The organism is Umezawaea tangerina, from assembly GCF_003002815.1.
In the GTDB taxonomy this organism is placed as follows: domain Bacteria; phylum Actinomycetota; class Actinomycetes; order Mycobacteriales; family Pseudonocardiaceae; genus Umezawaea; species Umezawaea tangerina.
Window position 1 is genome coordinate 101,170 of the sequence record NZ_PVTF01000023.1, and the last position, 24,611, is coordinate 125,780.

Consider the following 24,611-nt stretch of genomic DNA (forward strand, 5'->3'; position numbering starts at 1 on the left):
TCTCACCGTCGGAGGCGGCCGAGGACGTGGGCGGCGACACGTGCGGCCGCCGAGTCCGCCGTCGCGATGCACGCGGGCACGCCGACGCCGTGCAGCGACGCCCCCGCCACCGCGACGCCGGGCAGCTCGGCCACGGCCTGCTCGATGCCCGACACCAGGTCCAGGTGGCCGACGCCGTACTGCGGCAGACCGCCGCCCCAGCGCGTGACGGCCGTGTCGATCGGCGCGGCGGTGATGCCGGTCAGCTCGGCGAGGTCCGCGCGCACGACCTTGACCAGGTCGGCGTCCGAGCGCTGGAGCAGCGCGGTCTGGCCGAAGCGGCCGACCGAGCCGCGGACCAGCAGCGGGCCGTCGTCCAGGTGCGCCCACTTGCGGCTGGAGAACGTGAAGGCCTTGGCGGTGAACGGGGTGCTGTCGGCGTACCGCTCCCCCTCGGCCAGCAGCACGCCGGAGCGCTCCGGCAGCGGGGTGCCCGGCGGGAACGCCATGGCGACCACGGCCATCGAGGCGACGTCGATCTCCGCGTACCGCTTCGCGGCGGCCGGGGCCACGTCGCCGAGCAGCTTGCGCGAGGACGGCGCGGGCACGGCCAGCACGATGCCGTCGACGTCGAGGTACTCCGGCGCGGACGCCGAGCCGATCTCCAGCCGCCAGCCGACGTCGCGCCAGATCAGCGCGCGCACCGGCAGGCCGAGGCGGATCTCGGCGGCGGACGCCTCGGCGAGGCGGTCGGTCAGCGCGGACAGGCCGCCGGAGAGCGTGCCGAACACCGGGGCGCGCTTGGCGCGGGCCTGCGGCGGGACGGGCGTGGTCGTCGCGGCGGCCGCGAGCAGCGACCCGACGCCGGAGTCCAGGGCGGCGGCCAGCTGCGGCATGGTGGCGCGCAGGCCGAGGGACTTGGGGCTGCCCGCGTACACGCCGCCGAGCAGCGGTCCGACCAGGCGGGCGCCGACCTCGGGGCCGAACCGCTCGTGCAGCAGCGTGCCGACGGCGACGTCCTTGCCGTCGAGGCGGATCGGCGGCAGCGACGGCTCGGCCTGCACGCGGTGAAAGCCCTCGGTGGTCAGCACCGGGCGCACGGCCTCGGCCGACGCGGGCACGCCCATGAAGGTGTGCGGCGGGATGGCCCGCACCGCGCCGCCCGCGCGGATGCTCGCGGCGGCGGCGGTCGGGTGCACCACGGACCCCGCGAGGCCCAGTTCGAGGATCAGCTCCGCCGCCTCCGGCCTGCGCACCAGGAAGGCCTCGGTACCGACGTCGTAGGCGTGGCCCGCCAGCTCGACCGTGCGCAGCTTCCCGCCCAGCCGGTCGGCCTGCTCGATGACGGTGATCAGGGCCGTCGGGCCCAGCAGGCAGCGCAGGCGGTGCGCCGCGGCCAGACCGGAGACACCGCCCCCGACGACCGCGACGTGGAGTGGCCTCATCTCGCGGCGTGCACCAGCTCGACGGCCTTGGTGATCATCTCCGGGTCGGTGTCCGGCAGCACGCCGTGACCGAGGTTGAAGATGTGCCCCGCGGCGGCCTTGCCCTCGCCGACGATCCGGCCGATCTCGCGCTCCAGCGCGGGCACGCCCGCGAACAGCAGCGCCGGGTCCAGGTTGCCCTGCACGACCGGCACCGGCAGCTCCGGGGCGGCCTCGCGCAGCCTGCGCACGGCCACGTCCAGCGGGATGCGCCAGTCGACGCCGACGACGTCCGCGCCCGCCTCGCGCATCGCGGGCAGCAGCTCGCCGGTACCCACGCCGAAGTGGATGCGCGGCACGCCCGAGATCGACGACAGCACGCGGGTCGAGTGCGGCAGCACGAACTCGCGGTAGTCGCGCTCGGACAGCGCGCCCGCCCACGAGTCGAACAGCTGCACGGCGGACACGCCCGCCGCGACCTGCGCCTGCAGGAACGCCGCCGTGAGGTCCGCGATCCGGCCCAGCAGCAGGTGCCACAGCTCCGGGTCGCCGTGCATGAGCGCCTTGGTGCGCTCGTGGTTGCGGCTCGGGCCGCCCTCCACGAGGTAGGACGCCAGCGTGAACGGCGCGCCCGCGAACCCGATCAGCGGGACGCCGCCGAGCTCCTTGAGCAGCAGGCCGATCGCGTCCAGCACCGGCTGCACCTGCTCGGTGCGCAGCTCCGGCAGCGCGGCCACGTCCTCGGCCGTGCGCACCGGGTTCGCGACGACGGGACCGGTGCCCGGCACGATGTCCAGGTCGACGCCCGCGGCCTTCAGCGGCACCACGATGTCGCTGAACAGGATCGCCGCGTCCACGTCGTGCCTGCGCACCGGCTGCATGGTGATCTCGCGGACCATCTCCGGGTCCATGCACGCGTCGAGCATCGCGGTGCCCGCCCGCAGCTTGCGGTACTCCGGCAGCGAACGGCCCGCCTGGCGCATGAACCAGACCGGGGTCCGGGAAGGGGTTCCACCGCGTGCGGCGACCAGCAGCGGAGCCTCGGAGAGTTGGGAGTTCGTCATCGCCTCCCATCGTCCCACGCGACGGGAAAGCGCTTCGGCGCGGTGCCTCCGCTCGGCGTGCCGCCGTCCGGAGGGGGCGCATTTGGGCATACAGTCGGCGACGTGACCGGAATCGCGGCGGAGCCCGAGTTGTTCCGGCGGGCGGTGGCGACGCTCAAGTCGGTGCGAACCCGACCAGAGCTGGAAATCACCGAAGTGCGCCCGCCGCAAAGACTCGCACCTTGGGCGTACGCAATGACGGCCGAGGTGACCGGCCCGTCCGACGAGCTGTCCACCGGCAGGCTGGTCCTCCTGCACGACCCCGAAGGCGTCGACGCCTGGGACGGCGTCTTCCGGCTCGTGGCCTACGTGCGGGTCGAGCTGGACCCGGAGCTGGCGGCTGATCCGCTGCTGCCGGAGGTCGGCTGGTCCTGGCTCGCCGAGTCGCTGGAGGTCTCGGGCGCGCACTTCACGGCGCTGGGCGGGACCGTCACGCAGACCTCGTCGGCCCGCTTCGGCGACATCTCCGGCCCCGCGCGGACCGACGACCTGGAGCTGCGGGCGTCGTGGACGGCCGAGGACGCCGAGCTCGCCGCCCACGGCACCGCGTTCTACGACCTGATGGCCACCGCCGTGGGCCTGCCGCCGGTCGGCGTCTCGCTCTTCGGGCAGCGTTCCGGCCACTAGTCCCCGTTTCCGGCGCATTGGCGACAACACGCCGGAAACGACCGCTTCACCACCCTCTTGTGGTAGCGAATTGCACAGTATTAATGCACGTGCAGGTGCACCGGCGGAATTCCGGTCAACCAGCGTCGCGCAAGACGCGCAGAATGTTGCTTCCCGCCAACTTCGCGAGGTCTTCCTCGCTCCACTTGCGGTCGAGCAGTTCCGCGAACAGATCCGGATAGGTGGACACGTCCTCCAGGCCTTCGGGGAGCGCCCTCACCCCGTCGTAGTCGCCGCCCAGCCCGATGTGGTCGATCCCGGCCACCTCGCGGGCGTGCTCCACGTGGGCCACGACGTCCTGGATGGTGACCTTCGGCGGGGGCCCGCCCGCGGTCCACGTGCGCGCGAACCGGCCGCGGACCTCCAGGTCGTTGTGGCTCTCCCCCGCCGCGTCCATGGCGCCCTTGAGGGCGACGTCCCACTCGACGTAGCGCTGCGACACGAAGTTCGGGACGAACGTGACCATGCAGACCCCGCCGTTGTCGGCGAGCAGGCCCAGCACGTCGTCCGGCACGTTGCGGGGGTGGTCGGCGACGGCCCGACAGGACGAGTGGCTGAAGATCACCGGCTTGGCCGAGGTGGCCAGCGCGTCGCGCATGGTCGACGGCGCCACGTGGGACAGGTCGACCAGCATCCCGATCCGGTTCATCTCCCGCACGACCTCGCGCCCGAAGCCGGTCAGGCCGCCGTGCGCGGGCTCGTCGGTGGCCGAGTCCGCCCACGGGGTGTTCTCGTTGTGCGTGAGCGTCATGTAGCGCACCCCGAGCCTCCTGAGGGCCCGCAGGACGCCCAGCGAGGAGTTGATGCTGTGCCCGCCCTCGGCGCCCAGCAGCGACGCGATGCGGCCTCCCGCGAACGCCTCCTCGGCCTGCTCGGCCGTCGTGGCGATCGCCAGGTCGTCCGGGTACCGGGCGGCGAGCTCGTGGACGAGCTCGACCTGCTCCAGCACGGCGGTCACCGCCGCGTCACCGGCGAGCTTGCACGGGACCCAGACGGACCAGAACTGAAGACCCACCCGGCCCTCGCGCAGCCGCACCAGGTCGGTGTGGAGTGTGGGTTGCCGGACGGAGAGGTCCACCTTGGCCGCCGTGGCGTAGACGTCGTCCGTTGACTTTTCACTTTTGTCGTCGGTTTCGAAGAACTCGCGGAGGGCCCAGGGGAGGTCGTTGTGCCCGTCGGCGAGCTGGTTCCGCTCGAGAAGTACCTGCGCACGATCCCGGCTTGCGCTGCTCGCCACTGGGAACTCCTAGATGTCGTTGTGAGTGAGACTCGCGTTACGGCCCCATCCAGTTGTCAGCCGATCGTGTGACAGAAGGGGTCACCAGTCACAACTCGATAGGGATAGATACCCGATTGATCGTCCCGTAGACCCTCTCGGGCGGCTACGCTGCCCCAGACGACACCACTTTCGGTCGATCAGTGGCGCGGCTGATTGGCCGAAAGTCCCGGTGCCGGTCGGGGGGGCACGACCGACTCCAGGGAGGTAGTGACGTGGCTGCCGTCGGCTTAGGTCAGGCCGTTCGTACCACGCCAGCCGGCTCGTTGCCGGCGAACATGGTCCCGCACCCGCGGGAAGAGTTGTTCTCAGTGCTGGTGGTCGACGACCACCCACTGCTGAGGGAGGCGATATCGGCTCGGCTCACCCAAATGGGAGCCGGGACAGTGCATGAGGCCGCATCGGTTGCAGAGGCTCGGGCGCGGGCTCTGGCAACCGGACCTTGCGACCTCGCGATCCTCGACTTGGGCCTGCCGGATGGCACCGGCATCGACCTGGTCACGGAACTCCGTGCCCAGGGCTGGCCGCGAATCGTGGTCCTCGCATCCTCCGACGACCCCTATGCGGTCAGGTCGGCTTTCCAGGCGGGCGCTCAGGCGTACCTCCTGAAGTCGGCTTCGCCCATGGTGGTCACCGACGGGGTGCGCAGGGTTCTCGACGGCGGGGTCTACGCGGATCCGAGCGTGGCTCCGGTGCTCGCAGCGGGCACCAGGGTTCCGGGCACCGACAACACGCCGCGGGAGCTTTCCGCACGTGAGGTCGAGGTCCTCCAGCTGGTCGCCGATGGCCAGAGCAACAAGGAGATCGGCGAAGCGCTCAGCCTTTCCGCACTCACGGTGAAGTCCCACCTGAGTCGGATCGGGCGCAAGCTGGGCACCGGTGACCGGGCTCAGATGGTCGCGCTGGCCATGCGTGCCGGCGTGATCCGCTGAGCTGGTCGAAGCACTGAACCGGCCTGATACACCCGCGAGCGGGGCGTTCGTCATAGGGTCATCCGTCGTGGACGTACCCGCCGACGAGCCAACCGAACCAACCGGAGCAGAACCGGTACCGCTGACGGAACCCGCAGAGGGGGTTCCGCCAGTGGTGTCCGACCTGTCAGCGCTCCGGCGAGCAGCTTCGGCTCTCGCCGGGGCGAAGGGTCCGGTCGCGGTGGACACCGAGCGAGCCTCGGGCTACCGCTACTCGCAACGTGCCTACCTGGTGCAACTGCGCCGGGAAGGCGCCGGAACCGTGCTGGTCGACCCGATCGCCCTGGGCGGTCGGCTCGACCCGCTGGTCGAGGCGCTGGATGGAACCGAGTGGGTGCTGCACGCGGCGTCGCAAGACCTGCCGTGCCTCGCCGAGCTCGGCCTCCATCCGAGCGTCCTGTTCGACACCGAGCTGGCGGGCAGGCTGGCCGGTTTCGAACGGGTCGCTCTGGGCACACTTGTCGAGCGCTTGCTCGGCTACAGGCTGGAGAAGGGGCACGGCGCGGCCGACTGGTCGCGCCGCCCCCTTCCCGCCGACTGGCTGAACTACGCCGCGCTCGACGTGGAGCTCCTGGTCGAGCTGCGCGACGTGCTCGAGCAGGAGCTCAAGCACCAGGGCAAGCTCGAATGGGCGCACGAGGAGTTCGAGGCGGCGCGCAATGCTCCGCTGAGCCGTCCTCGTGCCGAACCGTGGCGCCGCACCTCCGGTATCCACCGCATCCGCAACCCCCGGCAGCTGGCCGCGGTGCGCGCGTTGTGGGAGACCAGGGACTCGGTGGCACGGGAACGCGACATCGCGCCCGGCCGAGTGCTGCCCGATGCCGCTCTCGTCGACGCCGCCGTCCGCAACCCCGCGGACGAAGCGGCGCTTCTTGCGCTGCCCGTGTTCCGCGGGCGGGCGCAACGGCGCATGGTGGGCACGTGGCTGGGCGCCTTGCAGCGCGCCGCCGCGCTGCCGCGCACCGAGCTGCCGGAGCCTTCTCCCCACCACGACGGTCCTCCCCCGGCGAACCGCTGGTCCGACAAGGACCCCGCGGCGGCCGTGCGGCTGGCCGCGGTGCGGGCGGCGCTGACCGCCATCGCCGAGGCCAACACGCTCCCGGTGGAGAACCTGCTGCTGCCGGACCTGGTGCGCCGCACCTGCTGGCAACCGCCCGAGGACCTCACCCCGGCAGGGGTGGAGCGGGCGCTGCTGGACGGCGGCGCCCGGCGGTGGCAGATCGACCTGACGGTCGACGCGCTCACGGCGGCCCTCCAGCCGCCTCCGCCACCCCCTACCGAGTGACCCCGCTACCCCTACCCCTGATCTGACCGGACCAACGCCCAGGTCAGGGGTAGTGGAAGCGGTTGCATGCCGTTTGACTTGGCGGTAGTCGGCCACCACGGCACTGCGAGGTCGGAATGCGGCACAAGATCGTCCGATGGCGTACCCCGCTGATGCCGGTGGTGCTGGCCCCGCTCGCCCTGGTCGCGGTCACCGGTCTCGGTGTCGTCGCCCACGGCCGGGTGCCGGTCCGCGTCGAGTCGGGGCCGTTCACGATCCCGCCCGTCCTCGGGCACGCCCGGCCGCTCGTGATCCGCGGCGACCGCCCGCAGCGACCGCCCGCGTCCACTTCCGGAGCCAGGGCACGCGGTGCCCGTTCGTCCCGTGCGGCCTGAGCGCCGGCCCTCACTCCTCGGCGAGGAGTCCGGCCGAGGCCTCGCGCTGGGCGAGCCTGCGCAGCGCCTTGAGCGCCGCGTCCCCCAGCACCGTGGCGACGACCATGTCCTCGACCACCTCGTCGGGCTTGGAGTTGAGCACCAGGTAGTCGAGGTCCCGCCGGGCGATGGCCACGTTCGCCTCGGCGTACCCGTCGAGCAGGTCGGCGAACCGGTGGTGGCCCAGCCTGTTGGCCGTCGCCACGACGCCCACGAGCGCGAGCACCGACGGGTCGCGTGCCATGTGCGCCCAGCCGCGGCGGGCCAGGAAGGCGGCCACCTCGGCGTCCGCGTCGCGGTCGTCGACGGGCGGGGTGACCGGTGCGATGCTGCGCTGCACGACGCCGAGCACGTGGTGGGTGACCTCAGCGGAGGCGTCGAGGGTGGCGACGATCTCGCCGACCACCGCGATCGACAGCCCGCCCACCTCGACGAGCGCGCGCACGAGCTTGAGCCTGCGCAGGTGCTCCTCGCCGTAGACGGCCTGGTTGCGGCCGGTCGGCTCGCCGGAGGGCAGCAGGCCCTCGCGCAGGTAGTACTTGATCGTCGGCACGGGGACCCCGCTGGTCGAGCTCAGCTCCGCGATGCGCACGGACACCCCTCCCTCCTGGTGGCCACCGAATGGATAGTCTACCTTTCCATTATTGGAGAGTGTCACTATCCGAATGGAGCCGACCATGACCCGCGCAGTTCCCGGCACGACCACCACCCCGGCGGTGGCGGCATGAGCGAAACGCTGTTCTCGATCACGTTCCTGCCCGCGGCGCCGTTCTGGCTGCTGATGATCCTGGCGCCGAAGTGGCGGGTGACCGAGCGGGCCGTCGCGTCGCCGCTGATCGTCGTGCCGCCCGCGCTGATCTACCTCGTGCTGCTGGTGCCGGACTTCACGACGGTCCTGCCGCTGGTCTCACGACCCGAGCTGGCACCGCTGGCCGAGTACCTGGGCACGCCCGCGGGCACGGCGATCGCCTGGGCGCACTTCATCGCCTTCGACCTGTTCGTCGGCCGGTGGATGTACCGGCAGAGCCGTGAGCTGGACATCCACCCCCTGCTGATGGCGCCGATCCTGGTGGTCACGATCATGGTGGCCCCCGTCGGACTCCTGCTGTTCCTGCCCGTTCGAGCACTGCGGACGCGCAAGGAGGAGCCCGCACCTGCGGTGTGACGCAGTCGACAGTGCCACCACGGTGGTTACTGACGAGTAACGAGGTCTAAAGTCAGTGTTACCGACCGGTAGCGGCTCGCCTCGCGACGCCGCCGACCGGGCGGACTTCCCAACATCGGTTCAACGTGGAGGAGACGCCGTGGCCGCACCAGCAGCGCCGGCACCGAGCGGACACGACGTGGCTCGTGGCGTTCGGAACGTGGTCTTCGTCGAAGGCGTCCGCACGCCGTTCGGCAAGGCCGGACCCAAGGGGATCTTCGCGGAGACCCGCGCCGACGACTTGGTGGTCAAGGTGATCCGCGAACTGCTCCGCCGCCACCCCGAGCTGCCGCCGGAGCGCGTCGACGAGGTGGCCATCGCCGCCACGACGCAGATCGGCGACCAGGGCCTGACCCTGGGCCGCACCGCCGCGCTGCTGGCGGGGCTGCCGAAGTCGGTGCCCGGCTACTCCGTGGACCGCATGTGCGCGGGCGCCATGACGGCCGTGACGACCGCCGCGGGCGGCATCGCGTTCGGCGCCTACGACGTGGTGATCGCGGGCGGTGTCGAGCACATGGGCCGCCACCCGATGGGCGAGGGCGTCGACCCGAACCCGCGCTTCATCTCCGACCGGATCGTGGACACCTCGGCGCTGGTCATGGGACAGACCGCGGAGAACCTGCACGACCGGTACCCGGAGATCACCAAGGACCGCACCGACGCGTACGCGGTGGCCTCGCAGGCCAAGTACGCCGAGGCCGTGGCGGCGGGCAAGATCGGCCCCGAGCTCGTCCCGGTGGCCACCCGCTCCGCGGACAAGGGCTGGGGACTGGCGACGGCCGACGAGCCGCCGCGCCCCGGCACGTCCCTGGAGGACCTCGGCAAGCTCAAGACCCCGTTCCGCCCGCACGGCCGGATCACCGCGGGCAACGCGGCCGGTCTCAACGACGGCGCGACCGGCTGCATCCTGGCCGAGGAGGAGACCGCGCGCGAGCTCGGCCTGCCCATCGGCATGCGGCTGGTCGGCTACTCGTTCCTGGGTGTCGAGCCCGAGGTCATGGGCATCGGCCCGGTGCCCGCGACGGAGAAGGCGCTCAAGCGCGCCGGGCTCACCATCGACGACATCGGCCTGTTCGAGATCAACGAGGCCTTCGCCGTGCAGGTGCTGGCCTTCCTCGACCACTTCGACATCAAGCAGGACGACCCCAGGGTCAACCAGTGGGGCGGCGCGATCGCCACCGGCCACCCGCTGGCCTCCTCGGGCGTGCGGCTCATGACGCAGCTGTCCCGGCAGTTCGCCGAGCGCCCCGACGTGCGCTACGGCATCACCACCATGTGCATCGGCATCGGCATGGGTGGCACCGTGATCTGGGAGAACCCCCTCTGGACGGGAGAGACGAAGTGAGCACGCTGTCCCCTGAAGAGGCGAAGGCGAAGTACGCCAAGGAGGTCGTGACCACCGCGACCACCCGCCTGGTCGACGTGCCCGGTGTCGACGGCCGGGTCGCCGTGATCACCATCGACAACGGCCTCGACCACACCCGCCCGTCGACGTTCGGCCCGCAGGGCCTGCTGAGCCTGAGCGCGGCCTACGACGAGGCCGCCGCGGCCGGTCCGGCGGCGATCGTGGTGACCGGCAAGCCGTTCATCTTCGCGGTGGGCGCCGACCTCGGCGCGGTCGAGGGCGACCAGCGCGACGAGGCCATGATGATCGGCGAGCTGGGGCACGGCACGTTCCGCAAGTTCACCGACTCGACCATCCCGACCTTCGCGTTCGTCAACGGCGCGGCGCTCGGCGGCGGCCTGGAGCTGGCGCTGTCGTGCCAGTACCGGACGCTGTCGGCCAGCGCGGGCGCGATCGCGCTGCCCGAGCTGTTCCTGGGCATGTTCCCCGGCTGGGGCGGCACGCAGCTGCTGCCGAACCTGGTCGGCGCGGACGCCGCGGTCACCGTGATCTTCGAGAACGCGTTGAACCAGAACAAGATGCTCAAGCCCGCCCAGGTGCTGGAGATGGGCATCGCGGACGTGATGTTCGAGTCCCCGGACTTCCTCGAGCAGTCGTTCGCGTGGCTGGCGAAGGTCGTCGCGGGCGAGATCACCCCGCCGCGCAAGGAGATCGACCGCGGCGAGGCGTGGGACGCCGCCGTGGCGCGGGCCAAGGCCATCGTGCACGGCAAGACCAAGGGGGCCTCCCCCGGCGCCGGGTACGCACTGGAGCTGCTGGAGCTGGCCCGCGAGAACGACCTCGACCGCGGCTTCGCGGCCGAGAACGAGGCCATGGCCAACGTGCTGATGAGCGACACGCTCCGGGCGAGCCTCTACTCGTTCGGCCTGGTGCAGAAGCGGGTCAAGAAGCCCGCGGGCGCGCCGGACAAGTCGCTGGCGCGGCCGGTCACCAAGGTCGGTGTCGTCGGCGCCGGTCTGATGGCGTCCCAGATGGCGCTGCTGTTCGCCCGCCGCCTGCACGTGCCGGTCGTGCTGACCGACATCGACCAGGCGCGCGTGGACAAAGGGGTCGGGTACGTGCACTCGGAGGTGGACAAGCTCCTGGGCAAGAAGCGCGTCTCGCCCGACGAGGCCAACCGGCTCAAGGCGCTCGTCACCGGCTCGCTGGACAAGGCGTCGTTCGCCGACGCCGACTTCGTCATCGAGGCCGTGTTCGAGGACCTCGCGGTGAAGCAGCAGGTGTTCGCCGAGGTCGAGGAACACGTGTCCCCGCAGGCGATCCTGGCCACCAACACCTCGTCGCTGTCCATCACGGACATGGCGTCGAAGCTCGCGCACCCGGAGCGGGTCGTCGGCTTCCACTTCTTCAACCCGGTCGCGGTCATGCCGCTGGTGGAGATCGTGCGCGCCGAGCAGACCGACGACGAGGCGCTGGCCACCGCGTTCTCGGTCGGCAAGCAGCTCAAGAAGTCCTGCGTGCTGGTGAAGGACGCGCCGTCGTTCGTGGTGAACCGCCTCCTCACCCGCTTCATGGGCGAGGTCGTGAAGTCCATCGACGAGGGCACGCCGTTCGAGGTCGCCGACAAGGCCACCGAGTCGCTCGGCCTGCCGATGTCGCCGCTGATCCTGCTCCAGCTCGTGGGGTCGGCGGTGGCGCTGCACGTGTCCGAGACGATGCACAACGCGTTCCCGGACCGCTTCAGCGTCAGCCCGAACATGGCGAAGTTCGTCGCCGCGGGCAAGACCGCGGTGTGGCAGTGGGACGCGCAGGGCAACCAGACCGTCGACCCCGAGGTCGCCGCGCTCTGGGAGTTCGGCGACATGCCGCTGACCGCCGACCAGGTCAAGGCGCGCGCGCTGGAGGGCATGGCCGAGGAGATCCGGCTCATGCTCGACGAGGGTGTCGTGGCCGAGGCCAAGGACATCGACCTCTGCATGATCCTGGGCGCGGGCTGGCCGTTCTGGCTGGGCGGCATCACCCCGTACCTGGACCGCGAGGGCATCTCGGAGAAGGTGACCGGGCAGCGCTTCCTCGCCCCCGGTGTGGCCTCCCTGCCCGCCTAGGTCGTCGCACGCGACAGCGCCCGGTCCCCGTTCACCAGGGGGCCGGGCGCTGTCGCGTGCCGGTCAGTGGTTGGCGACGCAGTCGACGCGGCCTCCCGCGCGCACCAGGAACACGTCGATCCGCATGGCGCGCAACGTCTCCGAGGTGTCGGCGAGCAGCTCGCGGTAGCAGACGAAGTCGGGAAGGCCGATGCCCACGACGTCGTCCGGGCAGTCCTGCCGCAGCCGCAGCACCTTCAGCAGCGAGTCCGCGTACCAGGCCTCGGCCTGCTCCATCGGGTGCGGCGGCTTGGAGTCCGATGTGGACCGCTTCGTCGGGAACCCCTTGGACTCGACGTGCAGCAGCCGTCCGGCTCGCTGCGCCATGATCCGGTCGCCGCGCAGGAACACCCAGCCGTCCATCTCGAAGTACCGGACGAGCTCGGCCAGCACGTTGCCCTCCCAGTACCACTCGTGGGAGGGGTTCGTCCTGATCTCGGCCCTGGGCAGCTCGGTCACCAGGCTGTTCATGATCGGACGTCCGAAGTCGTCGCGGTGCAGGATGCCCGCGTCGGCGAGCGTGCGGCAACGCGAGTTGACCTGGTCGTGGACGACCCGCAACTGCGACGCGATCTGCGCGTCGGTGAGCCCGTTGGGGAAGTGGCCCAGCAGCGCCACGATCCTGTCCGCCAACGTGAAGCCGTCTGTCATGAAACCATTATCGACGGTGAATGATTCGCTGTTACCCCGACTTCAACCGGTCAGTGGACCCGAACCGTGCGTGACGGCCCACGTCCGGGGTAGCTGCACCACACGGTCCGGGTTCGCGGGCCGCGTGGCGTTGGTACGGGCGAGTCACAGCGCCCACGCAGCCGGGTGAGCTTGTCCGGAAAGGCCCTGGACGGCCCGATTCTCGTCACATGAACACACACCGCCGCAGGGTGCGCGACCGCAGGCCGAGGAAACCGGAGCCGGTGCGCCTGGACGAGCTCGCCGAGTTCCTCGACGGCGACACCGGGTGGCGCGACGAGGTGCGCACGAGGCTGGTCGCGCGGCTGGACCCGAGACTGGTCGAGCGCACGTCCTGCGTGCGCGTCGCCGAACTGGCGGAGGAGCTGGACACCCAGGTCACCGTGGAGCCGCGGCCGGATGTGACGTTCGACCTCGCGAAGGCCGTGCACTGCCGGGTGCCGTTCAAGGGGGTGACGCGGCAGCGGCACACCGCGCGCAACCTGCGGGTGCTCGGCGTCTACCTGTGCGCGGTCGCGGGCCGCGACCTCGGCGAGTGCCCGTGCGCGGCGGCGCTGGCCGCCGACCCCAGCGACGCCACCGTGCCGCACGTCATCGGCAGCGCGCTGGACCGCGCCGGGTTGTGAGCGGTCAGACCGCGATGACCTCGACGACCCGTTCCAGGCCCGTGAAGTCCTTGATGTTGCGGGTCAGCACCGGGAGGCCGTGCGCGGCGGCCGTGGCGGCGATCTGGAGGTCCATCCGGCGCGGCCGCGGGCTGCGACCGCTGCGGCGCACGAGCGCGGCGAGCGTGCCGTAGATCTTGGCGGCCGCGGTGTCGAACGGCAGCACCTCGAACTCGTCGAGCGCCGCGTAGTACCGCTCCGTGCGCGCGGAGCGCTCCACCGGGTCGTCCACGTCGAGGCCGTAGGCCAGCTCCGCCACCGTGACCGCGCTGATCGTCGGCTCGGCGTCCACGTGCACGCCGAAGTCGATCTCCTCCAGCCTGATGACCACGCAGGTGTCGAGCAGGATCCGGTCGGTCACCGGCGCCACGCGTCCTCGAGGGGGTTGTCCGCGCCGAACACGACGTCGTCGGCCAGCCGGTCGGCGTCCCACCGGTCGACGTCGACGGGCGGCAGCGTCCGGAAGTGGGCCTGCAGCTCACCGAGGGTGCGGCGGGGCCGGGCGGGCTCGGCGGCGTGCGGGACCAGGTCGGCCACCGGACGTCCGTTGCGCGTCACCACGAACCGCTCCCCCGCCTCGACGCGGCGCATGATCTCCGCGTTGTCGTTGCGCAGCTCCCGCTGCCCGATGGCCGTCGTCATACCACCACTGTAGCTCTCTCGGGGGAAAAGTGCTACAGAGGTGCTACAGCCAGCAGCGGTGCGCCCCAGGTCCCGGCGGCCCGCTCGGCCGTGCCGATCACCGACCGGCTCACCGCCACCACCAGGTCGACCGCGGGCAGGTCCTGCACGCCACCGGCGCACGACGCCGCCGTCAGGTCCAGCACCCGGCCACCGTGCGCCCGCACGACCGCCGTGACCGCGTCCCGCGCCTCCCGGCTCGCCCGGTCGAACCCGCGCAGCACCGCCACGGTCCCGTGGGCCGCGAGCAGGTCGGGCTGGTCCGCCAGCAGCGCGGACACCTCGTCGACCAGCGCGGCGCGGTCGTCGACGAGGGTGGACGGGGAGGAGAGGGTGCTGGTCATCGGGATCTCGCTTTCGCCACGGCGGTTGCTCCTTCCGTAGTACCCCCGCCGAGGCCGCCTGCCACTGTTGTTTCGATCACTGCCGAACCGGGAACAACCGGCCGATGCACGACATCAGGATCGGCACCTCGGGCTGGACCTACCCGGAATGGCGCGACGCCTTCTACCCCAGGGGACTGCCGAGGCCCAAGGAGCTCGAACACCTGGCCGCGCGAGTCAACTCCGTGGAGGTCAACGGCACCTTCTACTCGTTGCGCAGCCCCACCGACTACCACTCCTGGGCCACCCGCACCCCCACCGACTTCGTCCTGTCCGTCAAGGGCCCCAAGCACATCACCCACACCAAGCGCCTGCACGACGTCCAGTCCGACCTGACCGCCTTCTTCACCTCCGGCATTTCCGAACTCGGCGCCAAACAAGGCCCCGTCCTCTGGCAACTCCCCCCGTGGCTGCCCTTCGAAGCCTCCCGCCTCACCACCTTCCTGACCCAACTACCTCCCGGCCGCCACGCCGTCGAAGCCCGCCACTCCACCTTCGACACCCCGGAGTTCACCGACCTGCTCCACTCCCACAACATCGCCACCGTCCTCGCCGACTCCGGTGGCAAGTACCCGGTCCTCGACACCCCCACCGCCGACTTCATCTACATCCGCCTGCACGGGCCCGGTGAGTTGTACGTGGGGGACTACTCAGAGGCGGCGCTGGAGGGGTGGGCGGAGCGGGTGAGGGGGTGGGCGGTGGAGCGGGATGTGTTCGTGTACTTCGACAACACGATGAGCGGCGCCGCGCCCTACAACGCGATGGCGCTGTCCGAACGGCTCGGCATCCAGTCCACCCCGATCCCGAACGGGCTCTGGTGACCCGCCTTCCCCGACGTCAGTTCGGCTCAACCGTCACGGTCCGGCAGGATCACTTGGACCAGGCCATTTCGACGACCCCTTCGGCCACGGGCTCCCGCACGTCGTTCCGGATGAACGACACGGTTCCTTCCGCGGCCCCGTACTGACCAGTGCGAACAGCCAGCACACCGGACGCGCTCGCCACGCCTTCCACGACGTCGGGCGGCGCGGGAACCTGTTCCCACACACCGTCCGGCATCGAGCGCCACAGCTGACGTCCGCCCTCCCGGCACCGCTGACCGTCCAACCGGGTCGGCATCTGCACGGAGTAGAGCACCCACTGCGATCCTGGACGCGCCCGGCTCCTGCTCCACCTCAGCGAAAGAACTGCCCAAGCCGAGTCCGCGTCCGGCGACTTGATCTCGTACGTCGAGGAGTTCGCCGTCCGGAAGGCACGAACGTACTCGTGGTCCTGACATCCACCATTCCTCCAGCCCGTCTTCCACGCCAGGTAGTCGGCATCACCCCTGGTGGCGGGCAACATGACCGCTTTGTTGCTGCTGGTGCCGTACATCCGGACGACCGTGCCATCGGCCTTCACGGCGTAGACGTCCTCGGGACCTCCATAGGCGGCCGTTCCACCCTGGTCCGGGACGGCGAACACCATCCCGTCGGCTGTACGCCAGGAGCTCCGACTCGACACCGGGACCCGGCGGCTCGGGGTTCGAACGCGGCGGCGGCCGCTCGACGAAGCTCAACGAGCCGGCGAAGCACACCAAGGACAAGAGGAAGCTGCCCCAGGTCTGCCACCGCGGCCCCCTCTGACGAACGTTCGCCACCAGTACGCAGAGGGTTCCGAGAGCGATCATCGCGCCGGCTCGCCAATCGGGGATACCCAGAAACCTGATCGACAGGAAGAGCGCGACCCCGGCCGCGCACGCCAAGGCAACTCGAATCAGCGTGCCGGGCAGCCGCACCGTCGAGAACGGCGCGTTGTAGACCACGGAACCGATATCGCGCGCCTGCACGACCAAGCCGGTGGCAGTGCCGTCGAAGTCGTTGGACACACCCTCGCCCCGCGACGTTCCTCCGTGCCGTTCCCGTTCAGACATCCACACCACCGAGTGAGGAAAACGGCGCTTCCGAGCCCGACCCCACCAAGTCAATCAGCCCGTCGAGATGCAGGAGCAGCGCTGTCCGAACGACCCGGCACCCGGTCCAGCTCGATCCCGAACACCTCCCGGTAAACCCCCAGCAGCTCCGCGTCCCCCACCTCCCGCTCCTCCTTCACCCCACCCACCGTCGTGATCACCCGGTGCCCGCTCACCGTCACCCTCCCCTCCCCCGTCGGCAACGTCGCCAGTGGCGCCTTCGCGAACGGCGACCCTGGGAAGTGCTGCTGGTACCAGCACATCGGGGCGAAGTCGGAGAGGGTGCGGGGGCGGAGTTCGAGCCGGTACTGGGGTTCGTCGTCCTGGTAGACGTCCAGGTCGCCGGACTCCGCCTCGACGACGCGGAACACGCCCTCGGCGTCCGGCTGGTCCGCGCGGCTGGTCAGGGAGAGGGGGCGGAGGGCGAAGTCGCCGAAGCCGACGTCGAGGAGGGTGTCGTCGACGCGGAGGGCGAGGTGTTCGAAGGGGGCGCTGAGGCGGTCGCCGAGGTAGACCCTGGCGGCGAGGTGGTGGACGGGGTGGCCGAGGGCGCGCAGCAGGACGGCGAAGGCGCCGTTGAGCTCGTAGCAGAAGCCGCCGCGGCGACCGGTGGCGATCTTGGCGACGAGCGCGTCCTCGTCGAGCACGATCGGTTCGCCCAGGTGGATGCTGAGGTTCTCGAACGGGACCGCGCGCAGGTGCAGCTCCTGCAGGTCGGCCGGTGACGTCGTCCGGGTGGCGCCGATCCGGTCCAGGTACGCGTCGATCATCTCCATCCCCAGAGCTTCGCCCGAAGGGCACCGATCGGACAAACCGCTAAAGCTCGCGCATACCCCGCAACGGCGACAGCACCAGCCACGCCGACGACAGCAGGACGCCGAACGCGGCGGTGGTGATGGCGCCGCGCGCGCCCAGGACGGTGGCGAGACCGCCGCCGAGGAGGCTGCCGAGCGGGATGGCGCCCCAGATCAGGACCCTCATGGTGGCGTTGACGCGGCCGAGCAGGTGCGGTGGGCAGACGGCCTGCTGGTAGCTGACCTGGAGGATGGACAGGCAGATGATGCCGAAGCTCGCGCCGAACGTGGCCAGCACGTACCAGCCGAGCCCCCAGCCGGACGTGGTGAGCGGGTAGGCCAGGAACGCGGCGCCGCAGCCGACCCCGCCGACGACGAGCACCCTGGCGCCGCCGAACCGGCGGGTGAGCCGCCCGGTGAGCGCGGCGGCCGACAGCGCGCCCAGCAGCCCGACGCTGCCGAGCAGCCCGATCACGCCCGGCGACAGGCCGACGTCGCGGACCAGGAACACCACGACCACGGCCATGTGCGCGGACTGGAACAGCGACATCGTGGCGCCGTGACCGCCGAACGCCCGCAGCACGGGGTGGCCGGACACCGCCCCGAGGCCTTCGCGGACCTCGCGCCACATCCGCCGGTCCTCCACGTGCGGCGGCCGCGGCTCGGGCGTGCGGATGGTGCGCAGCCACAGCGCGGACCACAGGTACGTGCAGGCGTCCACGAGCAGGGCGACCGGGGCGCCGACCCACTGCACGAGCCAGCCCGCGAGGGTCGGCGCGGCCACCGCGGCGACGGACCGGTTCTGCTCCAGCCGGGTGTTGGCCTCGACGAGGTGCTCGCGGTCCACGAGCCGGGGCAGGTAGGAGGGGTGGGCGATGTCGAACACCACGGTCAGCGTGCCCGTGACCAGCACGACCGCGTAGAGCTGCCACAGCGCCAGCACGCCGAGCAGCGCCGCCACCGGCACGCTGAGCAGCGCGACCGCGCGCCCAAGGTCGGCCACGACCAGCAGGGGGCGGCAGCGCAGCCGGTCGCACCACACGCCGACCTGCAGCCCGATCACCAGGAACGCGATCATCTGGCCGACCCTCAGCAGCGACACCTCGAACGCGGACGCGTCCAGCACCGAGATCGCCAGCAGCGGCACGGCGAGCTGGCTGAGCCCGGTGCCGAGCTGGCTGATCACGTCCGCCGCCCACAGGTGGCGGAAATCCCTCACGGCGAGCAACCCCATGCCGGACATCATGCCGGCTCGCGCAGCTAACCTGCGCCGGGTTCTGTCAACTTCTGGATCGCCGGGATGATCGAGGTCACGACCGTCCACGCGCCGGGGATGAGCAGCAGCGCCCCCACGGCGACGACCGGGAACATGAACAGCGTCTCGACGGGGCCGCCGGTGCGGAACCGCAGCCACTTGGGCGGCCGCAGCTCGTACCAGGTCTCGCCCGCGATCGGCAGCGGGAACAGGAACGGGCAGCCGGACACCGTCACGGAGTCGCCGAGGCAGTGCACGAAGCAGCCGACGGCCACCGCGATGCCGAGCACGCCGGAGAGCCCGTCCAGCTGCACCAGCGCCTCGTCGAGGCCGAACTGGACGAGCCACCACACCACCGCGGCCACCGACAGCACCGCCACCCAGTCGCCCAGCGCGGCCTCGGCCAGCAGCACGGCGAACAGCGCGACGCCCAGCACGGCCCACTTGCCGCCCAGCTGCGTGGCGCCCGCGGTGAAGTAGCCGAGCAGCACGGCGAACAGCACGGTGTGCGAGAGGTGCCGGTGCTCGCCGGTCACCGGCTCGTCGCGCGGCCCCTTGGTGATCGCGTAGACGTACCTCGACGACTTGCGCAGGATCCACGACAGGGCGCCGGTGAGCGGGCCGAGGTAGCGCGACGCGGTCGAGTGCCGGTGGTCGAAGTCGGGCAGCAGGGCGAAGCCGGCGGTCACGAGGCCGACGAGCACCGCCCCGGCGAGGTCGCCGTGGCCGAGCAGTGGGGCGATCCCCAGTCCCGCACACCACCCGGTGAGCGCGTGCGTTCGTCCCATCACCCCTTCGAGCATCCGGTTCGGCCGGTTCAAGGTCAAGTTCCGCGATCGGCTCCGCTGCGGCAGCATGGCGCGATGGGCCGGATCAGGGTCGGGACGTCGGGGTGGGTGTACCCGCCGTGGCGGGGCGTCTTCTACCCGCCCGGTCTCGCGCAGAAGCGCGAGCTGGAGCACCTGTCGCGGCAGGTCACGTCGGTCGAGATCAACGGGTCGTTCTACTCGTTGCAGCGCCCGTCGAGCTACCGGAAGTGGGCCGCGCAGACCCCGGACGACTTCGTGTTCTCGCTCAAGGGCGGCCGGTTCATCACGCACCTCAAGCGCTTGCGCGACAGCGCGGACACGCTGGCGAACTTCTTCGCCTCCGGTGTCCTCGCGCTCGGCCCGAAGCTGGGCCCGGTGCTCTGGCAGCTGCCGCCGACGCTCCGGTTCGACCCCGCGCTTCTCGACGAGTTCCTGGGCGAGCTCCCCCGCACCACGACCGCCGCGGCGGAGCTCGCGGCCCGCCACGACGAGCGCGTGGACCCGGCGTGGACGACCACCGACCTCGACCGCCCGGTCCGGCACGCGCTGGAGGTCCGCCACCCGAGCTTCGTCGACCCCCGCTTCCCGGAGCTGCTGCGCGCGCACGGGGTCGCCGTCGTGGTCGCCGACTCCGCGGGCAGGTTCCCCCTCGTCGAGGACGTGACCGCCGACTTCGTCTACGTGCGCCTGCACGGCGCCGACGAGCTGTACGTCAGCGGCTACACCGACGAGGGGCTGGACCGGTGGGCCGCGAAGGTCCGCGCGTGGTCGGCGGCGGCGGACGTGTTCGTCTACTTCGACAACGACGCGAAGGTCATGGCCCCGCGCGACGCGATCGCGCTGCTCGCCAGGGTCGAGCAGCCGCCTCGGCGTGTCGCCCACACGATCAGGTGAATCCGACCGAACGCCCACGCGGGATTCCGCCGAACGGCTGAGTCTGAAGCGGTCCGCGAAGCCGACGGAGGTACCGATGTCGACCCGAACCCTTCTGACCGCGCTGGCCATCACGACGGGCGCACTGGTCTCCAGCGGCACCGCCTCGGCCCAGCAGTCCGGCACACCGACCTGCGACCCCGGCGAGTTCTGCCTCTGGGGCGGCCCGGACTACACCGGTCCCGCCAGGCGCCTCGACCTCGAGTCCGCCAACCCCGGCGAGTGCATCCCGCTCCCCGGCGGACTCGTGGCCCACTCGTTCGTGAACCGGCTGACCCGCGACGCCAGCGTGTACCAGGGCGAGACGTGCTCCACCGAGGCCGAGTTCACCACCTATCCGGGTCGGGGGACCTACGTGCCGAACGCGCCTTTCGTGGTCCGCGCGATCCAGGTGTGGGAGCGCTAGGGGGACCATCCCGCCATGATCCACGGGAGTCCGGAAAAGGCGATTCCCCCGCACCTCGAATCCCGCCCTCCGGCCCGGTGGAATTCGAGCATTCATCAGGTAGGTGACCACGGGAATTCCTCCCGACAGCGGTTACGCAGAGAGATCACACCCCCCGAATTGGATCCACACGATCGTGTGAACACCCTTCAGTAAGCACTTTCGTTGCGCCTACGTTTCCCGCCTAGCCGTGCATCAGCACGAAGAGGAGACGTAACGGTGGCGGTTGCCGAAACCGGATTACACGGGCTGATGCTGAGCCGGGTGGCGAGTGATCGAGAGCTGACCCCGCGTGCCGCCGAGCTCGTGGTCGCGGCCTGCCGCGGGGAGTCCGCGCTCGACCGGGTGCTGGACGGCGTGGTCGGCGACGACGCGCCGCCCGACCACCCGCGGCGCGGGCCGGGCAGCGGGATCTTCCTGTCCGGCATCAGGGTCAAGGGGTTCCGGGGGATCGGGCCGGAGGTCGACCTGCCGCTGGCGAGCGGCCCCGGCCTGACCGTGGTGACGGGGCGCAACGGGTCGGGCAAGTCGAGCTTCGCCGAGGGCGCGGAGTTCGCGCTGACCGGTGACAACACGCGGTGGACGCGGTCGCTCAACGAGGTGTGGCGGCAGGGGTGGCGCAACCTGCACGCGCCGGGCGACACGTCCGTGGCGATCACGCTGGTGCGGGCCGGGCACGAGGGCGCGACGACGATCCGGCGGGCGTGGACGCCCGGTGACGACTTCGGCGGCGGCACGTGGACCGAGCGGCGCAGCGGCGACGAGCCGGTGCCGTTCGACGAGCCGAGGTGGCGGGCCGCGCTGGAGACCTACCGGCCGTTCCTGCCCTACAGCGAGCTGGGCAAGTCGTTGGAGGGCAAGCCGAGCGAGCTGCACGACGCCGTGCACAGCCTGCTGGGCCTGGAGACCATCACGGACGCGCAGAACCGGCTCGCCGAGCACCGCAAGCGCTTGGCGGACGTGGTCGCGCGGCCGCACGACCGGCGGGCGAAGATCCGCGCGGAGCTGGCGGCGTCACCGGACGGCCGGGCGCAGCGGGCGGCCGAGCTGCTCGGGCAGGACCACCCGGACCTGGACGCCCTGGCGGACCTGGCGCTGGGCGCCGACATGGGCGGCGGCGGGATGCCGCTGCTGCAGCAGGTGACCGAGCTGGCCCTGCCGTCGGCCGCGGACCTGGCGCACTGCCTGGAGAACCTGGACGCGGCGCTGGCGGCGGTGACCGCGGTGGCGACCGACGGGGCGCAGACGTGCCTGCGCACCAGCGAGGTGCTGCGGGTGTCGTTGGAGCTGCACGATACCAAGGGCGACCAGTCGTGCCCGGTGTGCGGCAACGGGGTGCTGGACCGGCGCTGGTACGTGGCGACCACCCGGCGGGCCGAGACCCTGGCGAACGCCGCGGCCGCGCTGCACGACGCCGGCACCCGGTTGGACACCGAGACCGCCGCCGCCCGCGCGCTGTGCCAGCCGGTGCCCGACCTGCTCAAGCAGGTCGACGGCTTCCTGGACACCGAGGCGGCGCGCGCGGCGTGGGCGTCGTGGGCGGAGTGCTCGACCTCCGAGGACCCGGTGCGGCTGCGCGGCGACCTGCCGGGTCGGCACGCCGCGGTGCTCGCGGCCGTGGACGCGCTCAGGGCCGTGGCGCAGGAGCAGATCGCGAAGCGCGACCTGGTGTGGCGACCGATGGCGCTCGCGCTGTTCGAGTGGCACTCGCAGGCCGAGCGGGCGCTGGCCGACCAGCAGGTGCTCGCCGACGTGACCGAGGCGGAGAACTGGATCCGAAGAACCGCGGCGCTGCTGAGGTCCGAGCGGATCGCGCCCTTCGCCAAGGAGTCGCAGCGGATCTGGCAGCGCCTGCGCCAGCAGAGCAACATCGACCTGGGCACCGTGCACCTGGAGGGCACCGGCCAGAACGACCGGCGGGTGGAGCTGGACGTGTCGGTCGACGGGATGCCCAACGCCGCGCTCGCCGTGATGAGCCAGGGGGAGCTGCACGCCCTCGCGCTGGCGCTGTTCCTGCCCAGGGCCGTGGTCGACGAGAGCCCGTTCCGGTTCGTGGTGATCGACGACCCGGTGCAGGCCATGGACCCGGCCAAGGTGGACGGTCTCGCCCAGGTCCTCGCCGACGTCGGTCTCACCCGCCAGGTCGTGGTCTTCACCCACGACGAGCGGCTCGTCGAGGCGGTGCGCAGGCTGCGGCTCCCGGCGACCGTGTGGGAGGTGTGCCGCGGCGAGAACTCCCTGGTGCAGGTGCGGATGTGCGACGACCCGGTCGGCCGCTACCTGGCCGACGCGCGGGCGATGCGCACCACCGACGACCTCCCCGACGAGGCCCGCGCCGAGCTGGTCGCCGCCTGCTGCCGGGCCGCGCTGGAGTCGGCGGGCGACACCAGGTTCCGCCGGATCCGGCTGGAACGCGGCCAGTCCCACGCCGAGGTCGAGCTGGTGCTCGAGCAGGCGCTGACCACCCGCCAACGGGTGGCCCTCGCGGTCTTCGACGACCTGTCCGCGAACGGGAGCCTGCCCGCGCACCTGACCGACGTGCTCGGCCCCTGGGCCGTCGACGTGCTGCACGCGTGCCGCGAGGGCACCGGCAGGCCGTACGACGGCGACCTGCGGACGCTGATCCGCGACACCGAACGCCTCACCACCTGGCTGAGAGATGGGCTGAAGTGAACGACCGGAACGTGCTGGACCGGCTGGCGCACGTCGAGCGGATGCTCTCCGACGCGCGGACCCTCGACGGCGTCCGGGTGCGGTGCGGGGCGTGGCTGCTGCGCACGACCCTGGAACGCGCCGTCGTCGCGCTGTGCGCCGCCAGGTGCGGGCCGAACGGCTCGATGCACGCGATGCTGCTGAGCCTGCCGCGGTACCTGGACGACGACGTCGCCGAGGACACCGCGCAGCTGTGGCACGCGCTGTGCCGGGCCGCGCACCACCACGACTACGAGATCGCGCCGACCGTCGACGAGCTGCGCGGCTGGCACTGCGACACCGCGCGGCTGGCCGACGCGCTGCTCGCCGAGCTGCCGGACCTGCTGCCCCGGCCGCGGGTCGAGGCCGGGTCCAGGAGGCGCGGATGAGGGTGCTGCACTTCGCCGACCTGCACCTGGACACGCCGTTCCACGGTGTGGGGCCGCGGCACGCGCGCGCCCGCCGGGCCGCGCTGCGGACGACGTTGCTGCGGATCGTCGCGCTGGCCCGCGAGCAGCGGGTGGACGCGCTGCTGTGCGGCGGCGACCTGTACGAGCACGACCGCTTCTCCCCCGACACCGCCGCGTTCCTGCGCGACGCGTTCGAGGAGGCCGCCGTGCCGGTGCACCTGGCGCCGGGCCACCACGACCGGTACGGCCCGCGCAGCCCGTACCACCAGGTGGCGTGGTCGGGGAACGTGCACGTGTTCGCCGAGGACCGCCTGGTGGCCGAGACGCTGGCGGACGGGGTCACGTTGTGGGGCGCGGCGCACCGCGGCACCACCGACGGCGACGGGTTCCTGGAGGACTTCGCCGTGGACCGCGCGGGCGTGCACCTCGCCCTGTTCCACGGGTCCGAGCTCACCGGGCTCGCGGTGCAGGAGGGCGGCCGGATGCCGCACGCCGCGTTCACCGCGCGGCAGGTCGAGCAGGCCGGGCTGCACCACGCGTTCCTCGGGCACTTCCACGCGCCGCGCGACGCCGAGCGGCACACCTACCCCGGCAACCCCGACCCGCTGACGTTCGGCGAGCAGGGGCGGCGGGGCGCGGTCCTGCACACCGTGCACGACGACGGCCGGGTGGACCGGGTGCGCCACGACGTGGCGACGAGCCGGGTGCACGACGTCGCCGTGGAGCTGGCCGGGGCCGCGCGCACCGACCAGGTCCGGGAGCAGGTGGCCGCCGCCGTGGCCGGGCTGGAGGGCGTCGTCCGGGTGACCCTCGGCGGCGCGGTCGGCCCGGAGGCGGACCTGCGCCCCGACGACCTCGCCCGCTGCGCACCGCACCTGGAGGCGCTGGTGGTCCGCGTCGGGACCGTCCGCCCCACCACCGACTTCGCCGCGCTCGCCGAGGAACCCACGGTGCGCGGCCGGTTCGTCCGCGACGTGCGGGCGGACGAGGACCTGGACGACGACACCCGGCGGCGGGTGCTCGTCACCGGGCTGCGCGCCTTCGACGGGCGCACCGCCGACCTTGCCGTGCTCTGAGGGACAAGACGGGGAAAG

26 protein-coding genes are annotated in these 24,611 nt (G+C 71.7%); 14 read left to right on the top strand and 12 right to left on the bottom strand.

Going from position 1 to position 24,611, the window contains the following annotated elements:
* Nucleotides 1–2 precede the first annotated feature (2 nt).
* Entirely contained in the window at nucleotides 3–1,424 is a 1,422-nt protein-coding gene (hemG, locus tag CLV43_RS44885) for a protoporphyrinogen oxidase (RefSeq protein WP_106196662.1), read from the bottom strand.
* The gene (hemE, locus tag CLV43_RS44890) at nucleotides 1,421–2,467 is read right to left on the bottom strand and encodes a uroporphyrinogen decarboxylase (RefSeq protein WP_106196663.1); all 1,047 of its coding nucleotides are present in this window, start codon (nucleotides 2,465–2,467) and stop codon (nucleotides 1,421–1,423) included. Before hemE ends, hemG begins: the two co-directional genes overlap by 4 nt.
* Nucleotides 2,468–2,569: 102 nt before the next feature.
* Between hemE and CLV43_RS44895 the strand changes: the two genes are divergently transcribed.
* Entirely contained in the window at nucleotides 2,570–3,133 is a 564-nt protein-coding gene (locus CLV43_RS44895) for a DUF3000 domain-containing protein (RefSeq protein ID WP_106196664.1), read from the top strand.
* A gap of 115 nt (nucleotides 3,134–3,248) precedes the next feature.
* Here CLV43_RS44895 and CLV43_RS44900 read toward each other — a convergent pair whose 3' ends face one another.
* Nucleotides 3,249–4,409 carry a dipeptidase gene (locus CLV43_RS44900; RefSeq protein WP_106196665.1) on the bottom strand — a complete coding sequence of 387 codons (1,161 nt, stop codon included), beginning with the start codon at nucleotides 4,407–4,409 and terminating at the stop codon, nucleotides 3,249–3,251.
* Between the two features lie 254 nt (nucleotides 4,410–4,663).
* Here CLV43_RS44900 and CLV43_RS44905 point away from each other — a divergent pair, with 254 nt between their 5' ends.
* The 3 genes from CLV43_RS44905 (at nucleotide 4,664) to CLV43_RS44915 (ending at nucleotide 7,078) form a co-directional block, all read left to right on the top strand.
* Nucleotides 4,664–5,380, top strand: coding sequence for a response regulator (locus CLV43_RS44905; RefSeq protein WP_015099292.1), 717 nt, complete (start codon nucleotides 4,664–4,666; stop codon nucleotides 5,378–5,380).
* A 67-nt stretch (nucleotides 5,381–5,447) separates the two neighbouring features.
* Nucleotides 5,448–6,704: a ribonuclease D gene (locus CLV43_RS44910; protein WP_106196666.1), complete on the top strand. Its 1,257-nt coding sequence runs from the start codon at nucleotides 5,448–5,450 to the stop codon at nucleotides 6,702–6,704.
* A gap of 116 nt (nucleotides 6,705–6,820) precedes the next feature.
* On the top strand, nucleotides 6,821–7,078 hold the full coding sequence (locus tag CLV43_RS44915) for a hypothetical protein (RefSeq protein ID WP_106196667.1): 258 nt from the start codon (nucleotides 6,821–6,823) through the stop codon (nucleotides 7,076–7,078).
* Nucleotides 7,079–7,088: 10 nt separating this feature from the next.
* On the opposite strand, the gene CLV43_RS44920 is transcribed toward CLV43_RS44915, so the two are convergent.
* Nucleotides 7,089–7,715, bottom strand: a complete 627-nt coding sequence (locus tag CLV43_RS44920) for a MerR family transcriptional regulator (protein WP_245887500.1) — start codon at nucleotides 7,713–7,715, stop codon at nucleotides 7,089–7,091.
* Nucleotides 7,716–7,841: 126 nt separating this feature from the next.
* Here CLV43_RS44920 and CLV43_RS44925 point away from each other — a divergent pair, with 126 nt between their 5' ends.
* The 3 genes from CLV43_RS44925 (at nucleotide 7,842) to CLV43_RS44935 (ending at nucleotide 11,771) form a co-directional block, all read left to right on the top strand.
* Nucleotides 7,842–8,282, top strand: a complete 441-nt coding sequence (locus CLV43_RS44925) for an ABA4-like family protein (RefSeq protein ID WP_106196668.1) — start codon at nucleotides 7,842–7,844, stop codon at nucleotides 8,280–8,282.
* Between the two features lie 139 nt (nucleotides 8,283–8,421).
* A complete protein-coding gene (locus tag CLV43_RS44930) occupies nucleotides 8,422–9,666 on the top strand; it encodes a thiolase family protein (RefSeq protein ID WP_211304865.1) in 1,245 nt (414 codons plus the stop codon).
* A complete protein-coding gene (locus CLV43_RS44935) occupies nucleotides 9,663–11,771 on the top strand; it encodes a 3-hydroxyacyl-CoA dehydrogenase NAD-binding domain-containing protein (protein WP_106196670.1) in 2,109 nt (702 codons plus the stop codon). Before CLV43_RS44930 ends, CLV43_RS44935 begins: the two co-directional genes overlap by 4 nt.
* Before the next feature lie 63 nt (nucleotides 11,772–11,834).
* On the opposite strand, the gene CLV43_RS44940 is transcribed toward CLV43_RS44935, so the two are convergent.
* Nucleotides 11,835–12,461 carry a hypothetical protein gene (locus tag CLV43_RS44940; RefSeq protein ID WP_106196671.1) on the bottom strand — a complete coding sequence of 209 codons (627 nt, stop codon included), beginning with the start codon at nucleotides 12,459–12,461 and terminating at the stop codon, nucleotides 11,835–11,837.
* 209 nt (nucleotides 12,462–12,670) lie between these two features.
* Here CLV43_RS44940 and CLV43_RS44945 point away from each other — a divergent pair, with 209 nt between their 5' ends.
* Complete coding sequence (locus tag CLV43_RS44945; protein ID WP_106196672.1) at nucleotides 12,671–13,126, top strand: hypothetical protein; 456 nt, start codon at nucleotides 12,671–12,673, stop codon at nucleotides 13,124–13,126.
* 4 nt (nucleotides 13,127–13,130) lie between these two features.
* On the opposite strand, the gene CLV43_RS44950 is transcribed toward CLV43_RS44945, so the two are convergent.
* From CLV43_RS44950 to CLV43_RS44960, 3 genes are read right to left on the bottom strand one after another with little or no spacing between them, the layout of a single operon-like run.
* Nucleotides 13,131–13,526 (bottom strand): PIN domain-containing protein, encoded by a 396-nt coding sequence (locus tag CLV43_RS44950; protein ID WP_106196714.1) that lies wholly within the window; start codon nucleotides 13,524–13,526, stop codon nucleotides 13,131–13,133.
* Entirely contained in the window at nucleotides 13,523–13,807 is a 285-nt protein-coding gene (locus CLV43_RS44955; protein ID WP_106196673.1) for a type II toxin-antitoxin system Phd/YefM family antitoxin, read from the bottom strand. Before CLV43_RS44955 ends, CLV43_RS44950 begins: the two co-directional genes overlap by 4 nt.
* 32 nt (nucleotides 13,808–13,839) lie before the next feature.
* A complete protein-coding gene (locus CLV43_RS44960; protein ID WP_106196674.1) occupies nucleotides 13,840–14,190 on the bottom strand; it encodes a hypothetical protein in 351 nt (116 codons plus the stop codon).
* Nucleotides 14,191–14,294: 104 nt separating this feature from the next.
* Here CLV43_RS44960 and CLV43_RS44965 point away from each other — a divergent pair, with 104 nt between their 5' ends.
* A complete protein-coding gene (locus CLV43_RS44965; RefSeq protein WP_106196675.1) occupies nucleotides 14,295–15,050 on the top strand; it encodes a DUF72 domain-containing protein in 756 nt (251 codons plus the stop codon).
* A 49-nt stretch (nucleotides 15,051–15,099) separates the two neighbouring features.
* On the opposite strand, the gene CLV43_RS44970 is transcribed toward CLV43_RS44965, so the two are convergent.
* The 4 genes from CLV43_RS44970 to CLV43_RS44985 form a co-directional block, all read right to left on the bottom strand.
* Nucleotides 15,100–15,696, bottom strand: a complete 597-nt coding sequence (locus tag CLV43_RS44970) for a hypothetical protein (RefSeq protein WP_106196676.1) — start codon at nucleotides 15,694–15,696, stop codon at nucleotides 15,100–15,102.
* A gap of 495 nt (nucleotides 15,697–16,191) precedes the next feature.
* A complete protein-coding gene (locus CLV43_RS44975) occupies nucleotides 16,192–16,956 on the bottom strand; it encodes an arylamine N-acetyltransferase family protein (protein ID WP_106196677.1) in 765 nt (254 codons plus the stop codon).
* A gap of 40 nt (nucleotides 16,957–16,996) precedes the next feature.
* Complete coding sequence (locus CLV43_RS44980; protein WP_106196715.1) at nucleotides 16,997–18,208, bottom strand: MFS transporter; 1,212 nt, start codon at nucleotides 18,206–18,208, stop codon at nucleotides 16,997–16,999.
* 26 nt (nucleotides 18,209–18,234) lie between these two features.
* On the bottom strand, nucleotides 18,235–19,020 hold the full coding sequence (locus CLV43_RS44985) for a metal-dependent hydrolase (RefSeq protein WP_106196716.1): 786 nt from the start codon (nucleotides 19,018–19,020) through the stop codon (nucleotides 18,235–18,237).
* A 72-nt stretch (nucleotides 19,021–19,092) separates the two neighbouring features.
* Here CLV43_RS44985 and CLV43_RS44990 point away from each other — a divergent pair, with 72 nt between their 5' ends.
* The 5 genes from CLV43_RS44990 (at nucleotide 19,093) to CLV43_RS45010 (ending at nucleotide 24,593) form a co-directional block, all read left to right on the top strand.
* A complete protein-coding gene (locus tag CLV43_RS44990) occupies nucleotides 19,093–19,932 on the top strand; it encodes a DUF72 domain-containing protein (RefSeq protein ID WP_106196678.1) in 840 nt (279 codons plus the stop codon).
* 76 nt (nucleotides 19,933–20,008) lie between these two features.
* Complete coding sequence (locus CLV43_RS44995) at nucleotides 20,009–20,377, top strand: peptidase inhibitor family I36 protein (protein WP_106196679.1); 369 nt, start codon at nucleotides 20,009–20,011, stop codon at nucleotides 20,375–20,377.
* Between the two features lie 303 nt (nucleotides 20,378–20,680).
* Nucleotides 20,681–23,089: an AAA family ATPase gene (locus CLV43_RS45000; protein ID WP_146175158.1), complete on the top strand. Its 2,409-nt coding sequence runs from the start codon at nucleotides 20,681–20,683 to the stop codon at nucleotides 23,087–23,089.
* Nucleotides 23,086–23,496, top strand: coding sequence for a hypothetical protein (locus CLV43_RS45005; protein ID WP_106196681.1), 411 nt, complete (start codon nucleotides 23,086–23,088; stop codon nucleotides 23,494–23,496). Before CLV43_RS45000 ends, CLV43_RS45005 begins: the two co-directional genes overlap by 4 nt.
* The gene (locus CLV43_RS45010) at nucleotides 23,493–24,593 is read left to right on the top strand and encodes a metallophosphoesterase family protein (RefSeq protein ID WP_106196682.1); all 1,101 of its coding nucleotides are present in this window, start codon (nucleotides 23,493–23,495) and stop codon (nucleotides 24,591–24,593) included. Before CLV43_RS45005 ends, CLV43_RS45010 begins: the two co-directional genes overlap by 4 nt.
* Nucleotides 24,594–24,611 lie beyond the last annotated feature (18 nt).

What these genes read in the sequence shown, in the direction of transcription:
- CLV43_RS45010 (WP_106196682.1), top strand. Translation starts at nt 23,493, where the DNA reads ATGAGGGTGCTGCACTTCGCCGACCTGCACCTGGACACGCCGTTCCAC.
- CLV43_RS44995 (WP_106196679.1), top strand. Translation starts at nt 20,009, where the DNA reads ATGTCGACCCGAACCCTTCTGACCGCGCTGGCCATCACGACGGGCGCA.
- CLV43_RS44980 (WP_106196715.1), bottom strand. Translation starts at nt 18,208, where the DNA reads ATGGGGTTGCTCGCCGTGAGGGATTTCCGCCACCTGTGGGCGGCGGAC.
- hemE (WP_106196663.1), bottom strand. Translation starts at nt 2,467, where the DNA reads ATGACGAACTCCCAACTCTCCGAGGCTCCGCTGCTGGTCGCCGCACGC.
- CLV43_RS44915 (WP_106196667.1), top strand. Translation starts at nt 6,821, where the DNA reads ATGCGGCACAAGATCGTCCGATGGCGTACCCCGCTGATGCCGGTGGTG.
- CLV43_RS44990 (WP_106196678.1), top strand. Translation starts at nt 19,093, where the DNA reads ATGGGCCGGATCAGGGTCGGGACGTCGGGGTGGGTGTACCCGCCGTGG.
- CLV43_RS44975 (WP_106196677.1), bottom strand. Translation starts at nt 16,956, where the DNA reads ATGGAGATGATCGACGCGTACCTGGACCGGATCGGCGCCACCCGGACG.
- CLV43_RS44940 (WP_106196671.1), bottom strand. Translation starts at nt 12,461, where the DNA reads ATGACAGACGGCTTCACGTTGGCGGACAGGATCGTGGCGCTGCTGGGC.
- CLV43_RS44945 (WP_106196672.1), top strand. Translation starts at nt 12,671, where the DNA reads ATGAACACACACCGCCGCAGGGTGCGCGACCGCAGGCCGAGGAAACCG.
- CLV43_RS44960 (WP_106196674.1), bottom strand. Translation starts at nt 14,190, where the DNA reads ATGACCAGCACCCTCTCCTCCCCGTCCACCCTCGTCGACGACCGCGCC.
- hemG (WP_106196662.1), bottom strand. Translation starts at nt 1,424, where the DNA reads ATGAGGCCACTCCACGTCGCGGTCGTCGGGGGCGGTGTCTCCGGTCTG.
- CLV43_RS44965 (WP_106196675.1), top strand. Translation starts at nt 14,295, where the DNA reads ATGCACGACATCAGGATCGGCACCTCGGGCTGGACCTACCCGGAATGG.
- CLV43_RS44955 (WP_106196673.1), bottom strand. Translation starts at nt 13,807, where the DNA reads ATGACGACGGCCATCGGGCAGCGGGAGCTGCGCAACGACAACGCGGAG.
- CLV43_RS44970 (WP_106196676.1), bottom strand. Translation starts at nt 15,696, where the DNA reads ATGGTGTTCGCCGTCCCGGACCAGGGTGGAACGGCCGCCTATGGAGGT.
- CLV43_RS44925 (WP_106196668.1), top strand. Translation starts at nt 7,842, where the DNA reads ATGAGCGAAACGCTGTTCTCGATCACGTTCCTGCCCGCGGCGCCGTTC.